At 69.6% G+C, this 15,217-nt stretch carries 14 protein-coding genes; 9 read left to right on the top strand and 5 right to left on the bottom strand.

The window, feature by feature from the left end; translation table 11 throughout:
• Positions 1-32 precede the first annotated feature (32 nt).
• Positions 33-578 (top strand): VanZ family protein, encoded by a 546-nt coding sequence (locus tag F1C12_RS10540; protein ID WP_185278679.1) that lies wholly within the window; start codon positions 33-35, stop codon positions 576-578.
• Between the two features lie 9 nt (positions 579-587).
• Here F1C12_RS10540 and F1C12_RS10535 read toward each other — a convergent pair whose 3' ends face one another.
• The 3 genes from F1C12_RS10535 to F1C12_RS10525 all read right to left on the bottom strand — a co-directional run bounded on the left by F1C12_RS10535 (position 588) and on the right by F1C12_RS10525 (position 2,673).
• On the bottom strand, positions 588-938 hold the full coding sequence (locus tag F1C12_RS10535) for a YciI family protein (RefSeq protein WP_185278678.1): 351 nt from the start codon (positions 936-938) through the stop codon (positions 588-590).
• A gap of 24 nt (positions 939-962) precedes the next feature.
• Positions 963-1,538 (bottom strand): dihydrofolate reductase family protein, encoded by a 576-nt coding sequence (locus tag F1C12_RS10530; protein ID WP_185278677.1) that lies wholly within the window; start codon positions 1,536-1,538, stop codon positions 963-965.
• A gap of 97 nt (positions 1,539-1,635) precedes the next feature.
• Positions 1,636-2,673: a LacI family DNA-binding transcriptional regulator gene (locus tag F1C12_RS10525; RefSeq protein ID WP_185278676.1), complete on the bottom strand. Its 1,038-nt coding sequence runs from the start codon at positions 2,671-2,673 to the stop codon at positions 1,636-1,638.
• 101 nt (positions 2,674-2,774) lie between these two features.
• Here F1C12_RS10525 and F1C12_RS10520 point away from each other — a divergent pair, with 101 nt between their 5' ends.
• A complete protein-coding gene (locus F1C12_RS10520; protein ID WP_185278675.1) occupies positions 2,775-3,725 on the top strand; it encodes a nucleoside hydrolase in 951 nt (316 codons plus the stop codon).
• A gap of 18 nt (positions 3,726-3,743) precedes the next feature.
• Here the strand turns inward: F1C12_RS10520 and F1C12_RS10515 are convergent, their stop codons facing one another.
• Positions 3,744-4,736, bottom strand: coding sequence for a sugar-binding transcriptional regulator (locus tag F1C12_RS10515; RefSeq protein WP_185278674.1), 993 nt, complete (start codon positions 4,734-4,736; stop codon positions 3,744-3,746).
• Between the two features lie 159 nt (positions 4,737-4,895).
• Between F1C12_RS10515 and F1C12_RS10510 the strand changes: the two genes are divergently transcribed.
• The 7 genes from F1C12_RS10510 to F1C12_RS10480 are packed head-to-tail and all read left to right on the top strand — an operon-like array spanning position 4,896 to position 12,384.
• Positions 4,896-6,161: an ABC transporter substrate-binding protein gene (locus F1C12_RS10510; protein ID WP_185278673.1), complete on the top strand. Its 1,266-nt coding sequence runs from the start codon at positions 4,896-4,898 to the stop codon at positions 6,159-6,161.
• A 2-nt stretch (positions 6,162-6,163) separates the two neighbouring features.
• Positions 6,164-7,099, top strand: a complete 936-nt coding sequence (locus tag F1C12_RS10505) for a carbohydrate ABC transporter permease (RefSeq protein ID WP_185278672.1) — start codon at positions 6,164-6,166, stop codon at positions 7,097-7,099.
• Positions 7,096-8,013 (top strand): carbohydrate ABC transporter permease, encoded by a 918-nt coding sequence (locus F1C12_RS10500; protein WP_185278671.1) that lies wholly within the window; start codon positions 7,096-7,098, stop codon positions 8,011-8,013. The genes F1C12_RS10505 and F1C12_RS10500 overlap by 4 nt, the downstream gene beginning before the upstream one ends.
• A gap of 32 nt (positions 8,014-8,045) precedes the next feature.
• Positions 8,046-8,924 carry a transketolase gene (locus tag F1C12_RS10495; RefSeq protein ID WP_185278670.1) on the top strand — a complete coding sequence of 293 codons (879 nt, stop codon included), beginning with the start codon at positions 8,046-8,048 and terminating at the stop codon, positions 8,922-8,924.
• Positions 8,921-9,892: a transketolase family protein gene (locus tag F1C12_RS10490; protein ID WP_185278669.1), complete on the top strand. Its 972-nt coding sequence runs from the start codon at positions 8,921-8,923 to the stop codon at positions 9,890-9,892. The genes F1C12_RS10495 and F1C12_RS10490 overlap by 4 nt, the downstream gene beginning before the upstream one ends.
• A complete protein-coding gene (locus tag F1C12_RS10485; RefSeq protein WP_219732705.1) occupies positions 9,885-11,411 on the top strand; it encodes an FGGY family carbohydrate kinase in 1,527 nt (508 codons plus the stop codon). Before F1C12_RS10490 ends, F1C12_RS10485 begins: the two co-directional genes overlap by 8 nt.
• Entirely contained in the window at positions 11,401-12,384 is a 984-nt protein-coding gene (locus F1C12_RS10480; RefSeq protein ID WP_185278667.1) for a sugar phosphate isomerase/epimerase family protein, read from the top strand. The genes F1C12_RS10485 and F1C12_RS10480 overlap by 11 nt, the downstream gene beginning before the upstream one ends.
• Positions 12,385-12,450: 66 nt before the next feature.
• Here F1C12_RS10480 and F1C12_RS10475 read toward each other — a convergent pair whose 3' ends face one another.
• The gene (locus F1C12_RS10475; RefSeq protein ID WP_258046220.1) at positions 12,451-15,126 is read right to left on the bottom strand and encodes a lamin tail domain-containing protein; all 2,676 of its coding nucleotides are present in this window, start codon (positions 15,124-15,126) and stop codon (positions 12,451-12,453) included.
• Between the last annotated feature and the right edge of the window lie 91 nt (positions 15,127-15,217).

The raw sequence follows: 15,217 nt of genomic DNA, 5'->3' as shown, positions 1-15,217 counted from the left end.
CGGTGGAAAGGTTGGCCCGTTAGCGTCCTGTCGTGCCCGACCAGTCCCTGACCGAGTCGCCACGCTCGACGCGGGCGCGGCTGGAGTCCGTCATCGTCTGGGTGGTGTTCGGCCTGTACCTGGTGTTCCTGCTGAAGCTGCTGCTGTTCTCCCGCGTGCCGGGCTCGGAGCGGTCGGTCAACCTGATCCCGTTCGCGAGCATCGCGGACTACCTCGGCGGCCCGGCGAGCGTGCGACGGTTCGCGTTCGCCAACGTCGCCGGGAACATCCTCGTGTTCGTGCCGCTGGGCGCGTATCTGGCGTTCCTGCGGCGCAGGGTACGGATCTGGTCGAACGTGCTGATCGTCGCGGGCGCGAGCGTGGCGGTCGAGATCCTCCAGGGGGTCCTCGCCGTCGGGGCGTCGGACATCGACGACGTCATCCTGAACAGCCTGGGCGGCCTGCTCGGGGTGCTCGCCGTCGTGGCGCTCCGGAGGAAGGCACGGCCCGACCGCGTCCGCACGGTGATCGCGGTCGCGTCGGTCGTCGCGGTGCCGGTGCTGCTCTTCCTCACGGTCGTGGTCAGACTGCGGATCTGAGCGGCACTCCTACTCCTCGTCCAGCGCCCGCACCTCCACGGCCATCTCCCAGTCGCCGCGGTGTACCGCCAGGAATCGCTTCGCCCACTCCGTCGCCTCACCGATCGACTCTGCGCGCACCAGGCAGTACCCGCCGACGAACTCCTTCGTCTCGGTGTAGGGGCCGTCGCGGACCGTGAGGGCCGCGCCGGAGAGGCGCACGCGCACGCCCTCCTCCGGCGGGCGGAGGCCGGCCGTGTCGATCAGCGCGCCGGCCTCGGCCAGCTCGTCGATCAACTCAGCGAGGGCGGCGCCGAGCGCGGCGTCCGGCTCGGGCTGCGGCCGGTCCGCCGGGTTCTGGATGAGCAGCAGGAATCGCATCGCCCTCCCCTTCGTCCGAGGAGACTACGACACCCGGTAGCGCGTGTACACCGCACCGCTCGGGAAGGCCCGCGACTCAGCGAGGTCGAGCGTGAGCCGCGTCGTCGGCGGGATCAGCGGTGTGCCGCCGCCCAGGGTGAGCGGGTGGATGAGCAGCCGCAGCTCGTCGATCAGGCCGGCCTCCAGGAAGGAGTGCACGAGCGTGGGGCTCGCGTAGATCGCGATCGTCCCGCCGTCGCGCCGCTTCAGGTCGGCCACCGCGGACGGGAGGTCGTCCCGCACCAGCGTGCTGTTGTTCCAGTCGGCCGCCGGCAGCGTGCGCGAGAAGACCACCTTGGTCACGGCGTCCACCCACACGGCGTGGCTGCGCTCGGTGGGGGAGGCGTGCGGATCGGTCAGCATGGGCCCCCAGAACCCCTGCATCCCCAGGTAGGTGGTGCGCCCGTACACCGCCGTGTCGACGTCGGCGCGGACGTGCTCGTTCGAGAACCGGTCCACCTCGTCGTCATAGGCGCGGGCGGTCCATTCGAAGCCCAGGCCTTCGCGGGAGTCGGCGTAGCCGTCCAGCGAGATGTTCTCGATCGCGACCACAGTGCGCATGGGAGTCTCCTTCCGTCAGGTGCGGGCCGGTGCGGCCCGTCACTGAGGACATCGCTCCGTGATCGGTGGAATCGACTAATCCGATCGGGGCGGGCGGTCAGCCGGCCGCGTGGGCGACCGTCGACCGCCGGACGACGAGCTCCGGCTCGACCACGAAGTGCCCCGGCACCTCGGCGGCCTCCGTGATCCGGGCGTGCAGGAGCTCGAACGTCCGGGCGCCGAGTGTGCGGAAGTCGAGCCGGACCGTCGTCAGCGCAGGCAGGAAGTATGCCGCCGACGGCATGTCGTCGACGCCGACGATGGAGAAGTCGGCCGGCGCGTGCCGGCCGCGCTCGTCCATCGCGTTCAGGAAGCCGAGCGCCAGCTCGTCGTTGGCGCAGAACACCGCGGTGAAGTCCGTGGGGTCGGCGAACCGCCCGGCGCGGTGACCCGAGGCGGCCGTCCAGTCCGTCGCCTCGTGCAGCACGGCCGGCTCGAGCCCCGCCGACGCCATCGCGTCGCGGTAGCCGCGTTCGCGCTCGGACGCCTCGTTCCTCGTCGCGGGTCCGGCGACGTGCAGGATCGCGGTGTGACCGAGCTCCAGGAGATGAGTGGTCGCCTGGACTCCGGCCGCATACGAGTTCGTCCCGGCCGTCGCGATCGCGGTCCTGGGCCGTTCGGAGATCGTGATCACCGGGATGGCCCGCGCCCAGTCGGTCAGAAGCTCGTCGGCGCCGAGCACCGGTGTGGACAGGACGATGCCGTCCACCGGGATGGAGAGCAGGCGGCCGACCGCCTTCGTGGTCTCCTCCTTCCAGCCGGGCGTCTCGAAGTCGAGGTCGAGCTGGATGATCGAGAGCGCGAACGACGCCTCGCGCGCCGCCTGGCTCAGCCCGGTCAGCAGCTCGGCGCTGCCGTAGTTGAGCGGGCCCATCGAGAGCACGCCGACGGTGTTCGTCCGCTGCGACCGGAGGCTGCGCGCCGACTGGTTCGGGCGGTAGCCGAGCTGCTCGATGGCGGAGGCGATGCGCTGACGTGCGGCGTCGCTCACGTAGCCCGTGCCGGTGAAGTAGCGGGAGACGGTCATGGTCGACACGTCCGACAGGCGCGCGACATCGGCCATGCTCGGCCGTGAGCCGGCGGCTGACCTCGGCATCGGTCCCCCTTTCGCAGACCGATTCTAGCGGCCTGGGTTGGCGTCACTCCGTTTGTAATCTATAGTCGGTCTTGCATTTCTATCCAGCAAAGGGGAACAACGTGGTCGCACCTCGGATGCGCGTCATCATCGACAACGACTTCTCGGGAGATCCGGACGACCTGTTCCAGCTCGTCCACCACGTCCTCTCGCCGTCGGTGGAGATCCCGTTCGTCATCGGCTCGCACCTCTCTCCGACCGACCCGTTCGACTCGTCGGACGTGCAGGCCGAGAACGCCGTGCGGATCGCGCGCGAGACGCTGGCGCTCCTCGGGCGCGAGGACGACTACCCCGTCCTGCTCGGCTCGAACGTCGCGCTCACGAGCCTCGACACCCCGATCCGCTCGGAGGCCGCCGAGGCCATCGTCGCCGAGGCGATGCGCGACGACACCGACCTGCCGCTCTATGTGGCGCTCGGCGCGGGCTTCACCGAGCTCGCCAGCGCGTTCCTGATCGAGCCGCGCATCGCCGACCGCCTCACGGCGATCTGGATCGGCGGCAACGAGCACGAGGGCCTCGCCGAGCCCCCGTCCGGCGCCGACCAGGTCGAGTACAACCTCAACATCGACATCCTCGCCGGGCAGGTGGTCTTCAACCACTCGTCGATCCCGGTCTGGCAGGTGCCGCGGAACATGTACCGCCAGTGCCTGGTTTCGTACGCCGAGCTGGAGGAGCGGGTGCGTCCGATGGGCCGCATCGGCGCGTACATGGTGGAGGCCATCGAGCGCGTCACCGGCATGGCCGGCCGTCACGGCTTCGAGATGGGCGAGACCTATGCCCTGGGCGACAGCCCGCTCGTGCTGCTGACCGCGCTCCAGTCGGCCTTCCAGCCCGACTCGTCGTCGAGCTTCCACGTGACCGTCCCGACCCCGACGGTGGAGCTCGACGGCTCGTACACGCCGAACGCGTCCGGTCGCCCGCTGCGTGTCTACACGCAGGTCGACGTGCGGCTGATGTTCGAGGACCTCTTCCTCAAGCTCGCGGCCTTCCACCGGGCGAACCCGGCGCTCTGAGCCTGCGGCCGGCGGGGTTCAGGCCGACGCGAGCAGGAAGTCCGCGGTCTCCTCGTCGGTGACCAGCACGTTGACCCATTTGCCGCGCACCGCGGCGAGGATCGCCTCGTGCTTGCGGCTGCCCCCCGCGACGCCGATGCGGCGCGGCGTGCGCCGCAGCTGGTCGGTGGTGATGCCGATGACGCGCGCGTCGAGCTCGTTGGCGATCGGCTCGCCCGCTGCGTCGAAGAACCGGAGGCAGACATCGCCCACGGCCCCGCTGGCGCGGAGCGCCGACTCGTCGGCGGGGGAGATCGCGTTGCCCGACGATCGCAGCAGCTCGGAGGGGTGGAGGCTGCCGATGCCGACCAGGGCCACGGTGAGCTTGTTCCACAGCGCGGGCGCGTCGCCCGTGTAGGAGTCGTCGAGCAGGACGCGGACGACGGACGGGTCCGCGACGATTCCCGGCAGCGGGAGGTATACCGCCTCGCCCCCGGTGACGCGGGCCAGGCCGTCCGCGAGGTGGGTCGCCTTCACCTGCGCCGCCGGGTTGCCGACGCCGCCGAGGATCTGCACGACCTGCCGGGCCATCCGCGTCGTCCGCGGCGCCATCGCGTTGAGCACCGCGAGCAGGGACGACGACCACGACGAGATCCCGATGCGGTCGTCGGCCCCGAGAGAGGCCTCCAGGTATCCGGCGCCGCCGCTCCCGAGCGCGGCCAGCAGCGACTCCTCGTCGCCTTCGGCGGGGGAGTCGACCACGACCACGTCGCGCAGCCCGAAAGCGGAGCGCAGCCGGTCCTCGAGGTCGGTGTGCACGCCGGCGGGCGCGACGACGATCGTCCGGACGACGCCGATGTCGACGGCCTCCTTCAGCAGCCGGGAGACCCGGGACTGGGACAGGTTGAGCTGCTCGGCGATCTCCGGCTGCCGCAGTCCTCGCTCGTGGTACATCCGCGCGACCTTCGTCAGGAGGGAGAGCTTGTCGGCGGCCAGCGGGCGCGTTCCGAGGGGTCGCTGGACGTTGGTCATGGATGCCAGCGTACTGCATAGACATGCGTCGACTGCGGTGGAGTGCGCATGGATGCAGTGCTTAGAAATGCATTTCTGCCCGCCATTGACGAAAAATGCAGAAATAGGTTATCGTTAGCACGCAACAGTCACCCACCCACACGCATCAAAGGAGATCTCATGCGGGGACGCACACTGGCTGCGGTCGCAGCAGCAGTCACTGCCGCAGTCGCAGTCGCCCTGTCCGGTTGTTCCGCGAGCGGAAGCTCGGACGGCACGGTGACCCTGAACTACTGGACGACGACGCAGCAGACCAACACGGAGGCCGCGCTCAAGTCGATGATCGCCGACTACGAGAAGGCGAACCCCAAGGTCAAGATCGTCGTGACCGAGAAGAGCACGGACAACCTGAAGACCGCGCTCCGTCAGGCCGCCGGCACCTCGGCGATGCCCGACATCTTCTTCCAGTGGTCGGGCCTCGGCCTCGGCGGCACCTACGTCAAACAGGGCGTCACGCTCGACCTGACCAAGTACTACGACAAGTACGGCTGGAAGAGCCGGTTCACGAACTCCGCCCTCGGCTCCGTCACCCAGTACGGCGGCTATCAGGGTGTCCCGTACAGCGCAGACACCGAGGGCATCGTCTACAACAAGACGCTGTTCCAGAAGGCCGGCATCACCGCCACCCCCACGACGTACGACGACCTGATGGCCGACAACGAGAAGCTCAAGGCCGCCGGCATCACCCCGATCGAGTTCGGCGGCTCCGTCAACTGGTACGTCATGCGCCTGCTCGACAACCAGCTCGAGACCAAGTGCGGCGCCACCCTGAACGACAAGCTCACCGGTCTCAAGGCCGACTGGTCCAAGCAGTCCTGCGTGACGGCCGCGTTCACCGACCTGAAGAAGTGGGCCACGGACTACTTCAACCCGGGCTGGACCAGCATGAGCGACTCCCAGGCGCAGACGGTGTTCTACCAGAAGAAGGCGGCGATGGCGCTGGAGGGCGACTGGTTCAACCAGTTCCTGGCGACGAACAAGTACGACCCGACCTCCGAGCTCGGCCTGTTCGCCTTCCCGACCGGCACGGACCGCATCTACGGCCTCCAGACCGCGAACTACGTCAGCAAGACCACCAAGAACCCGGACGCCGCGGCGAAGTTCCTGGACTACTGGTCGAGCCCGGCCGTGCAGCAGAAGTACTCCGGCACCTTCTCCACCATCCCGGTGGTCAAGGGCGTGACGGTCACCGAGTCCGGTGCGGGACTGGCGAAGGACTTCGTGTCGCTCGCGACGGACGCCAAGGGCCAGTTCCAGAACAACGACCAGACCTTCCCGCTCGACGTCACCACCGAGTACTGGCGCATCTTGAACGGCGTCGCCGGCGGCTCGATCGCTCCGGCCGACGCCGGCAAGCAGATGCAGACGTTCATCAAGAACCGCTGATCATGTCCACTGTCGGTATCAAGTCCACGGGCCGGCGCCCCGCGCGCCGGCCCGGAAGGGCCTCGGCGCAGTGGCGGGCGTTCCTGTTCGTCGTCCCGGCCGTCGTGCTCTTCGCGACGTTCCTCATCTATCCGATGGTCTCGACCGTCGTGATGAGCTTCTTCAAGTGGGACGGGTTCCAGACGTCCTCGCCGACCTGGGTCGGCATCCAGAACTACGTCCGGATCTTCACGCAGGACCCGGTGTTCTGGCGGGCGTTCAGCAACACGATCGTCTGGCTCGTCCTCTCCCTGATCGTGCCGACCACGCTGGGGCTGCTCCTGGCCCTCGGCCTCAACCACAAGCTGTTCGGCCGCAACCTGCTCCGCTCCGCCTTCTACATCCCGGCGGTGCTCGCCTCGATCGCCGTCGCGACGATGTGGCTCTGGCTCTACAACCCGCAGTCCGGACTCATCAACGAGGTGCTGCACGCGGTCGGCCTCGGCGCCCTCGCCGGCGACTACCTCGGCAACCCGAACCTGGCGCTCTACGCGATCTTCATCGCGTTCGTCTGGCAGACCACCGGCTTCAACATGATCCTGTTCCTCGCCGGGCTGCAGAACGTGCCGGAGGAACTGGTCGACGCGGCGAAGGTGGACGGCGCAGGACGCTTCCAGACCTTCCGCGCGGTCACGATGCCCGCCCTGCGGCCCACGACCGTGATCGTGTTCGTGCTGACCATGATCAGCTCGCTCAAGGTCTTCGACCTCATCGTCGGCATGACCCAGGGCGGCCCCGCCCAGTCCACCCAGGTGCTGGCGCTCTGGTCGTACACCCAGTCCTTCAGCAACCACGTCTTCGGACTCGGCAACGCGATCGCCACCGTGCTGTTCGTCGTCAGCCTGGTCCTGGTCGTCCCGTACATGATCTGGAACCTGCGAGAGAGGGACGCACGATGAGCTCCGCGATCGAAGCCGTGCCCGCCATCACCGAGAGCCGGACCGACCGGCCGGAGACGACGACGGCGCGCGAGGGCGGCAGGCGCCGCCGGACGCAGTGGGGCCTCGTCGGCCTCTGGATCGGACTGGTGATCTCCGCGATCGTCTGGATCGTCCCGTTCCTGTTCATGTTCGTCACGTCGGTGAAGTCCGCGCCGGACATCGCCAACAACGCGGCCTGGTCGCTCCCCACCGTGTGGGACTGGCAGAACTACATCGACGCCGCCAACATCGGCCAGCTCTGGACGAGCGGCCTGAACAGCCTCATCATCACGGTCATCAAGGTGCCGCTCGGCCTCCTCATCTCGGCGTTCGCCGCGTTCGCGATGTCCCGGCTGAAGTTCAAGTGGCAGAAGGCGCTGCTCGGCGTCATCGCGCTCGGCTCGCTGATCCCGGTGCAGGTCGCGCTCGGCCCGCTGTTCTCGACGATGCTGAACCTCGGCCTGCTGAACACCAAGGTCGGGCTGATCCTGCCGTACCTCGCGTTCGGCATCCCGTACCAGATCTTCATCCTCTACGGCTTCTTCAAGGCCATCCCCGAGGAGCTGGACGAGGCGGCGCGGATCGACGGTGCGAGCAACTGGCGGCTGTTCTGGCAGGTCATCCTTCCGTTGGCGAAGCCTGCGCTCGCCGCGCTGTTCATCCTCGACTTCGTCGCCACCTGGAACGAGTACCCGATGGCGCTGACGCTGCTGCAGACCCAGGACCAGTTCACGATCCCGCTCGGCATCACGAACTTCCAGACCCAGTACGGGTCGAACTACGGGCAGCTCAACGCCTACATCATCATGTCGATCCTGCCCGTGCTGATCGTCTACCTCATGTTCCAGCGCTACTTCGTCCGCGGCGCACTCGCGGGCGCGGTCAAGGGCTGAACCTCCACCACCCGACAAGGAACGGACACATCATGCTGCAGGCCGACCTGGCTCAGATCGACGAGTGGCGGCGCACCCGGTCGCGCGTCGAGACGTCGTCGCCGGAGGAACGCGACGCGCTGCTCGCGGCGCAGGCGCTGTGGACCCGCCGCTCGATCCTCGCCATGATCGCGAAGGCGAAGCAGGGCCACATCGGCGGGGACTTCTCGGTCACCGACATCCTCACGACGCTGTTCTTCGCCGTGCTGCGGGTCGACCCGGCGCGGCCCGACTGGCCGGAGCGCGACCGCTTCATCCTCAGCAAGGGGCACTGTGCGGCGGCGCTGTACTCGACCCTGGCGGCGAGCGGGTTCTTCCCGACGAGCGAGCTCGGCACCTTCATGGAGCCGCTGTCGGCGCTCAACGGCCACCCGAATCGCAACAAGATCCCCGGCGTGGAGACCAACACGGGCCCGCTCGGCCACGGCCTCCCGGTCGGGGTCGGCACCGCGATCGCCGCGAAGCTCGCCGGCCGCGACGCACGCACGTACGTGGTGCTCGGCGACGGCGAGATGCAGGAGGGCTCCAACTGGGAGGCCCTCATGGCGGGCGCCCACCACCGGCTCGACAACCTGACGATCGTGGTCGACCGCAACCGGCTCCAGCAGGGCGCGCGCACCGAGGAGACCAACCGCCTCGACCCCCTGGACGACAAGCTCGCGAGCTTCGGCTGGGAGGTCCGGATCATCGACGGCCACGACTACGAGCAACTGCTCGCGGCGTTCGCGCCCTCCACCACCGGGCGCCCGGTCGCCGTGATCGCCAACACGATCAAGGGCAAGGGCGTCTCGTTCATCGAAGACCGCGTCGAGTGGCACCACAAGGTGCCGTCGGCGGAGCAGGTCGACATCGCACTGAAGGAACTGGCATGAGCATCGAGACCGTCTCCCCGTCCACGACCGAGACCTTCGACAACCGCGTCGCGTTCGCGGACGAGCTGATCCGGCTGGCCGAGGCCGACGAACGGGTCGTCGCAGTCTGCAACGACTCGGTCGGCTCGAGCAACCTGGTCGAGTTCCGCAACCGGTTCCCCGACCGGCTCATCAACGTGGGCATCGCCGAGCAGGACCTCGTGGGCGTCGGCGCCGGACTCGCGAACGCGGGCATGGTCCCGTTCGTCTGCGGCGCCTCCCCCTTCCTCACCGGCCGCTCGCTGGAGCAGATCAAGGCGGACGTCGCCTACAGCCAGCTCCCGGTCATCCTCTGCGGGATGAGCCCGGGGATGGCCTACGGCGAGCTCGGCCCGACGCACCACTCGGTGGAGGACCTGTCGTGGCTGCGCGCGCTGCCCGGGCTCGACATCGTGGTGCCGGCCGACGAGCGGCAGACCCGGCAGGCCGTCCGGAACGCGGTCGCCGAGCCGCGGCCCACGTTCATCCGGGTCGGCCGGTTCAAGGTCCCCGAGGTGAGCGAGGCGGGCTCGACGCTCGATCGCGGCCGGATCCAGACGGTGCGGGAGGGCGCGGACGTGACCCTCGTCGGGACGGGGACCACGGTCTCCCGGGCGCTGTGGGCCGCCGACCTCCTGGCCGCAGACGGTGTGAGCGCCCGCGTGCTCAACGCGGCCTACCTCGCGCCGTTCGACGCCGAGTCCATCCGGCGCGCCGCCCGGGAGACGGGCGCGATCGTCACGGCCGAGGAGGCCAATGTGTCGGGCGGGCTCGGCGCGGCGGTGACCGCGGTCGTCGCCGGGCTCGAGCGCGACGCCCGCGTGCCCGTCGAGGTGCTCGGTCTGCACGAGTTCGCACCCACTGGTTCGACATCGTTCCTGCTCGGCTACTTTGGGCTGGATGAAGGGTCGATCGCCGACGCCGCCCGCAACGCCCTCAGCCGTGCCTGAGAAGCGCTCCCTCACGATCGCCGTCGATCAGGGGACCAGCTCCACGAAAGGCGTCGTCGTGGACGACCGCGGCCGGATCGTCGCCGTGCGGTCGGTCGCGGTCAGCCAGTCCCATCCCCGTCCGGGCTGGGTCGAGCAGGACGCGCGGGAGATCCTCGACTCGGTCACCGGCCTGCTCCGCGACCTCGGCGGCGAGTACGGCGACGCGACCGCCGGCCTCGGACTGTCCACCCAGCGGGAGTCCGCCCTGGTGTGGGACCGTGCGACCGGACGGTCGCTCGGTCCGATGCTCGGCTGGCAGGACCGCAGGACCACCGACCGCGCCCGCGAGCTGATCGCGGAAGGGACCGCCGACGACGTCCGCCGGCGCACCGGCCTCCCGCTCGACCCGATGTTCTCGGCCCTCAAACTGCAGTGGCTGCTCGACGAGGTCGACCCCGACCGCCGCCGGTCGAAGGCCGGTGAGCTCGCGGTCGGCACCGTCGACTCGTGGCTGCTGTTCCACCTCACGGGAGCCCACCGCATCGAGGCGGGGAACGCGAGCCGCACCCAGCTCCTGAACGTGGCGACGACCGCCTGGGACCCGGACCTGCTCACGCTCTTCGGCATCCCGGAGGCCGTGCTGCCCGAGGTCGTGGACTCCGACGATCCGATCGGGGTGCGCGGCGCTTTCGGCCTCGCCGCCGCGCTTCCCGTGGCGGCCGTGCTGGCGGACTCGCACGCCGCCCTGTACGGCCACGGTGTGCGCGCACCAGGCTCGGTGAAGGCCACCTACGGCACCGGCTCCTCGATCATGGGGCTCGCGCCCTCCGGCGCGGACGCGCCATCCGGCCTCGCGACGACGATCGCCTGGCGTCTCTCCGGGCGGACCGTGCACGCCTTCGAGGGCAACATCCTCTCGACCGGGGCCACCCTGGTCTGGCTGGCCGGCATCCTCGGTGTGGAGGTCGGCGAGCTCACCGCACTGGCCGAGACGGTCGGACCGCTGCACGGCGTCGACCTGGTGCCGGCCTTCGCCGGCCTCGCCGCGCCGTGGTGGAAGGAGGACGCCGAGGCGGTGATCCGCGGTTTCACCCTCGGCACCACGCGAGCTGAGCTCGCCCGCGCCGCGACCGACTCCGTGGTGCTGCAGGTCGAGGATGTCCTGGCCACCATCGAGCAGGCCGGTGCGCCGGTCGCCGAGGTTCTGGTGGACGGCGGCCCGAGCGCCAACGACTGGCTGGTGCAGGAGCAGGCCGACCTGAGCCAGCGGAGCGTCCGCCGGTCGAACGTTCCGGAGCTGTCGGCCTACGGCGTCGCCCTCCTCGCCGCCGAGACGCTCGGCATCGATCGCGTCGAGCCCGCAGACGGCGATACGTTCTCTCCCCGGCTGGATGCGGCGACCGCCGCCGAGCGCCGAGCCCGCTGGCACCGCGCCGTCGCGTCGGCGCTCGCCGAGACCTCCTCGTCCAACTACTCACTTGCTTCCAGCCACGCACTCGCATCCACCCATGCAAAGGAGCACACGAATGTCCGGTAACCAGAAGTTCGGCGCGGGGATCTGGCACTTCGCCACCTATGTCGATCGCTACGCCACCGACGGCTACGGCGACCCCCGCACGATCATCGACGCGATCGACCTGGCCGGGAAGGTGCGCGATCTGTCGGTGGTGGACCTGAACTGGCCGTTCTTCGGCGGCGACTTCAGCAACGAGCAGGTGCAGGAGGCGCTGGACCGCAACAGCCTCGGCGTCATCGGCATCACGCCGGAGATCTACACGCGCGAGTTCGCCAAGGGCGCCTTCACCAACCCCGACCCCGGCGTGCGCCGCGCCGCGCACGAGCTGATCACCCAGGCCGCCGACGTCGTGCGGTTCTTCGGCGCCGACTACGTGAAGCTGTGGCCGGGGCAGGACGGCTGGGACTACCCGTTCCAGGTCGACTACGGCACCCTCTGGAAGAACTCGATCGACGGCGTCGGGCAGCTGGCGGCGGAGAACCCGGACGTGAAGTTCGTCATCGAGTACAAGCCGCGCGAGCCGCGTGTGCACATGTCCTACGACTCGGTCGCGCGCACCCTGCTCGGCATCGAGAAGATCGGCCTGCCGAACGTCGGCATCCTGCTCGACTTCGGCCACGCCCTGTTCGGCGGGGAGAACCCGGCCGACTCCGCCCAGCTCGCCATCGACCACGGCCGGCTGTTCGGGATGGACGTCAACGACAACCTGCGGAGCTGGGACGACGACATGGTCGCCGGCACCATCCACCCGATCGAGCTGTTCGAGTTCTTCGTCACGCTGCGCAAGAACGGCTGGGAGGGCGTCTGGCAGCTCGACCAGTTCCCGTTCCGTGAGGACAGCATCGCCGCGGCCGACCACGCGATCGACTTCCTCAAGGCCGCCGACCGCGCCCTCGACGTGCTCGACTGGGACGCGCTCCGCGCGGCGCAGGACAAGCACGACGCCATCGCGGCGCTCGCCATCGCGCAGAAGGCGCTGTTCGGGTCGTACTGAGCGGGAACGAACGAGAGGCCCCGGAGTCCGCCTGGACTCCGGGGCCTCTCCGTGGTTGGCGGTCGATCAGCCCACCAGCGCCCAGGCGCTCTTCTTCCCCGCCCCCGGCGCCTCGCCGGCCGTGTACCACTTGGCCTGGAACACCTGCCCCTGGTACGTCACCTTCTCCCCGCCGTAGTACACCGTCGCCGCGCTCCAGGCCGGGATGCCGCCCGGCTGCGCGGGGGCGACGATCTCGCTCCACGGGCCGCCGACGCCGCCTGGAGTCGTGCCGCGGGTGTACCAGAGGGCCTTGAACGTGCGGCCCTGGTAGACGACGACGTCACCGGTGGTGAACGGGCGGGTCGCCGTCCAGAGTGTGGATCCGTCCGCGGCGATCGCGAGCTCCGACCAGGCGCCGTTCTTCGCGGAGCCCGGCGTCTCGCCCGAGGTGTACCAGAGCGCCTGGAACACCGAGCCGTTGTAGCTGACCTTGTCGCCGTTGAAATAGACCTTCGTCTTGCTCCAGGCGTCCGGCTTCGGCACGCCCTGGCCGCCGAGGTGGAGGTCGCAGTTCACCCGGCCGCTGTAGAGCGCGTGGCCTTCGGTGGCGCTGCCCGGGCCGGCGCCGTAGACGCCGTCATCCGACCAGACGGCCTCCTTCGTGCCGTCGACGCACGTCGAGTTCGGCGCCAGTGCGAAGCCCTCGAGGTTGTTCACCGGGAGGGCGGCCGGCTTGCTGTAGGCGACATCCGGGACGATCGCGCCCGTCGAGCCGACCTTCAGCAGGGTGGAGGTCACGCCGCAGGTGTTGTCGCAGAGCGCCCAGATCCGCTGCGTGTCCGCGTCGAACGCGACGTCCATGACATGGCCCATGCCGGTGTCGACGACGGCCACCCGGTGGAAGCTGTGGTCGGCGTTCAGAGCGTAGGCGTAGAGCTTGCCGTCGTTCTCGAGCGCCGCGAAGTACAGGCCGGTGCCGTGCTGCGGGTAGTCGATCGGACGGTAGGCCTTGCCGGTCGACTGGTCGACGAAGCCGTTGCCGGTCAGATACGCGTCCGGCACGAAGGTCACGCCCTCGAAGCCGAGGTTGGCCTCCGTCTTGTTGCCGGCGTGCAGCTCGGGGAACTCGGCGGTCAGGTCCCACTGGTCGGTCGCGACGAGCTGCGTGCCCGACTGGGTCGGGTCGAAGCGCAGGATCGAGTTGAGCGGGATGGTGTTGGCCGCGTTGTTGCGCTCGGTGGTGACGTAGAGCGCGCCGTCCGGTCCGACGGTCAGGCCCTCGGAGTCGGGCTGGTTGGTCGCGACGTCGGTGCTGCCGGGGAAGAAGATCTCCTTGCCGTTCGCCCAGCCGTTCGCGGTGTCGGAGACCCAGAGGCCGTCCTGCTTCACCATGCGGAAGACCCAGCTCTTGTTCTTGACGCTGTAGAGCACGTTCGCGTTGCTCGGGTCGAAGACCAGGCCGCTGACGTCGCGTCCCTCCGGACCGGTGGAGGTCGTCCACGCGCACTGCTTGTCCGAGACGGCCACGTCGGCGCTGCCGGGCCACGCGGCAGGGGTGAGCGCTCCGGCCGGGAGGGCGCCGGTGCCGGACGGGGCCTCCGGCTGGCAGTTCAGGGTCGGGCCGCCGCCGGTGCCGCCGTCCGCCGGGTTGGTCAGCACGGTCTTGCACGCGTCGGCGTTGGAGGCGCCGAAGCTCTTGTCCTTCACCGAGACGAACGCGCCGCTGCCGTCCGGGCAGCGTGCGAACGCGCCGGCGCCGAAGTCGTTGCCCTCGTCGGTGCCCGCCTCGCCCGCGGTGTACTCCACCGAGTCCACCAGGGTGCCCGCCGTGCCGTTGGGGCCGTCCGGGAGGTAGAGCTTCACGCCGTCCCCGCCGCTGCCGAGCCCCTTCGTGGAGGAGAAGTACACATAGCCGTGCGCCGGGACGACCGTGGTCGCCGTGCCGTCCGCGAGCTTGGGCGCGAAGGCCGTCGCCGCGGTGGCCGCGCCGCTGTCGATCTGCAGCCAGCCCGCCACGCTGACGTCGGTCGAGCCGCTGTTGTAGAACTCGACGGCGTCGCCGACCGGGGTGGCGGTGTTGTCGGAGGAGACCTCGTTGATGCGGACCTTCGCCCAGTCCGGCGTGGAGCCGGCCGGCGCGAAGCGGCTCATCCCCGGCGAGCCGATGTCGCCGGCGGTCGACGCCCAGGAGGACTCTGCGTCGCCGGCCGCGGAGAGCTGCCACTGCGACGCGTCGTTCGCGCCGAGCGCGGCCGCCGTCTTCGGGATGCCGGAGACGCCCTGCGTGCGCGGGCCCTTCACCGTGCCTGCGCCCTGGTCGTTGTAGGTGAGCCGGTCCACCAGGTTCGCCACCGCGTCCGGGCCGTCGAAGACGTTGATCTCGTCCGCGCGGCCGAGGTTGGTCGTGTTGCCGGCGAGGATCTTCACATCCGCGCCCAGCTTCCACTCGCTGCGGAAGGTCGCGTCGGCCGATTCGGTCACGATCGCCGACTGCCCGACGGCGAGCGTGCCGAGGCTGTCGAGCGGCACCGTCCCCGGCGTCCGGCTGTCGTCGTCGAACGACCAGCTGGCGAGGCTCACCGGCGACGAGCCGAGGTTGGTCAGCTCGAAGTACTCGCCGGAGGACAGCGCCGGGTTGTACATCCACTCGGTGATCCGCACGCTGGGCGCGTCCGCGGCGGAGGCCGCGGTCGGCAGCGCGACCGCGAGGGCGGCGCCGGCGGTGGCGACCGCCGCGAGCGCGGCGACGGAGCGGTTCATGTGAAGTCTCATAGGAACGGAACGTACTGATTTCTGCGGTACGCGGGCCGAACTCCCGGTGAACGGCGGACGAACGCGTGGCGCTCGCGCC

It is taken from the genome of Leifsonia shinshuensis (genome assembly GCF_014217625.1).
Classification (GTDB): domain Bacteria; phylum Actinomycetota; class Actinomycetes; order Actinomycetales; family Microbacteriaceae; genus Leifsonia; species Leifsonia shinshuensis_A.
This window is presented reverse-complemented; position numbering and strand designations above follow the sequence as displayed.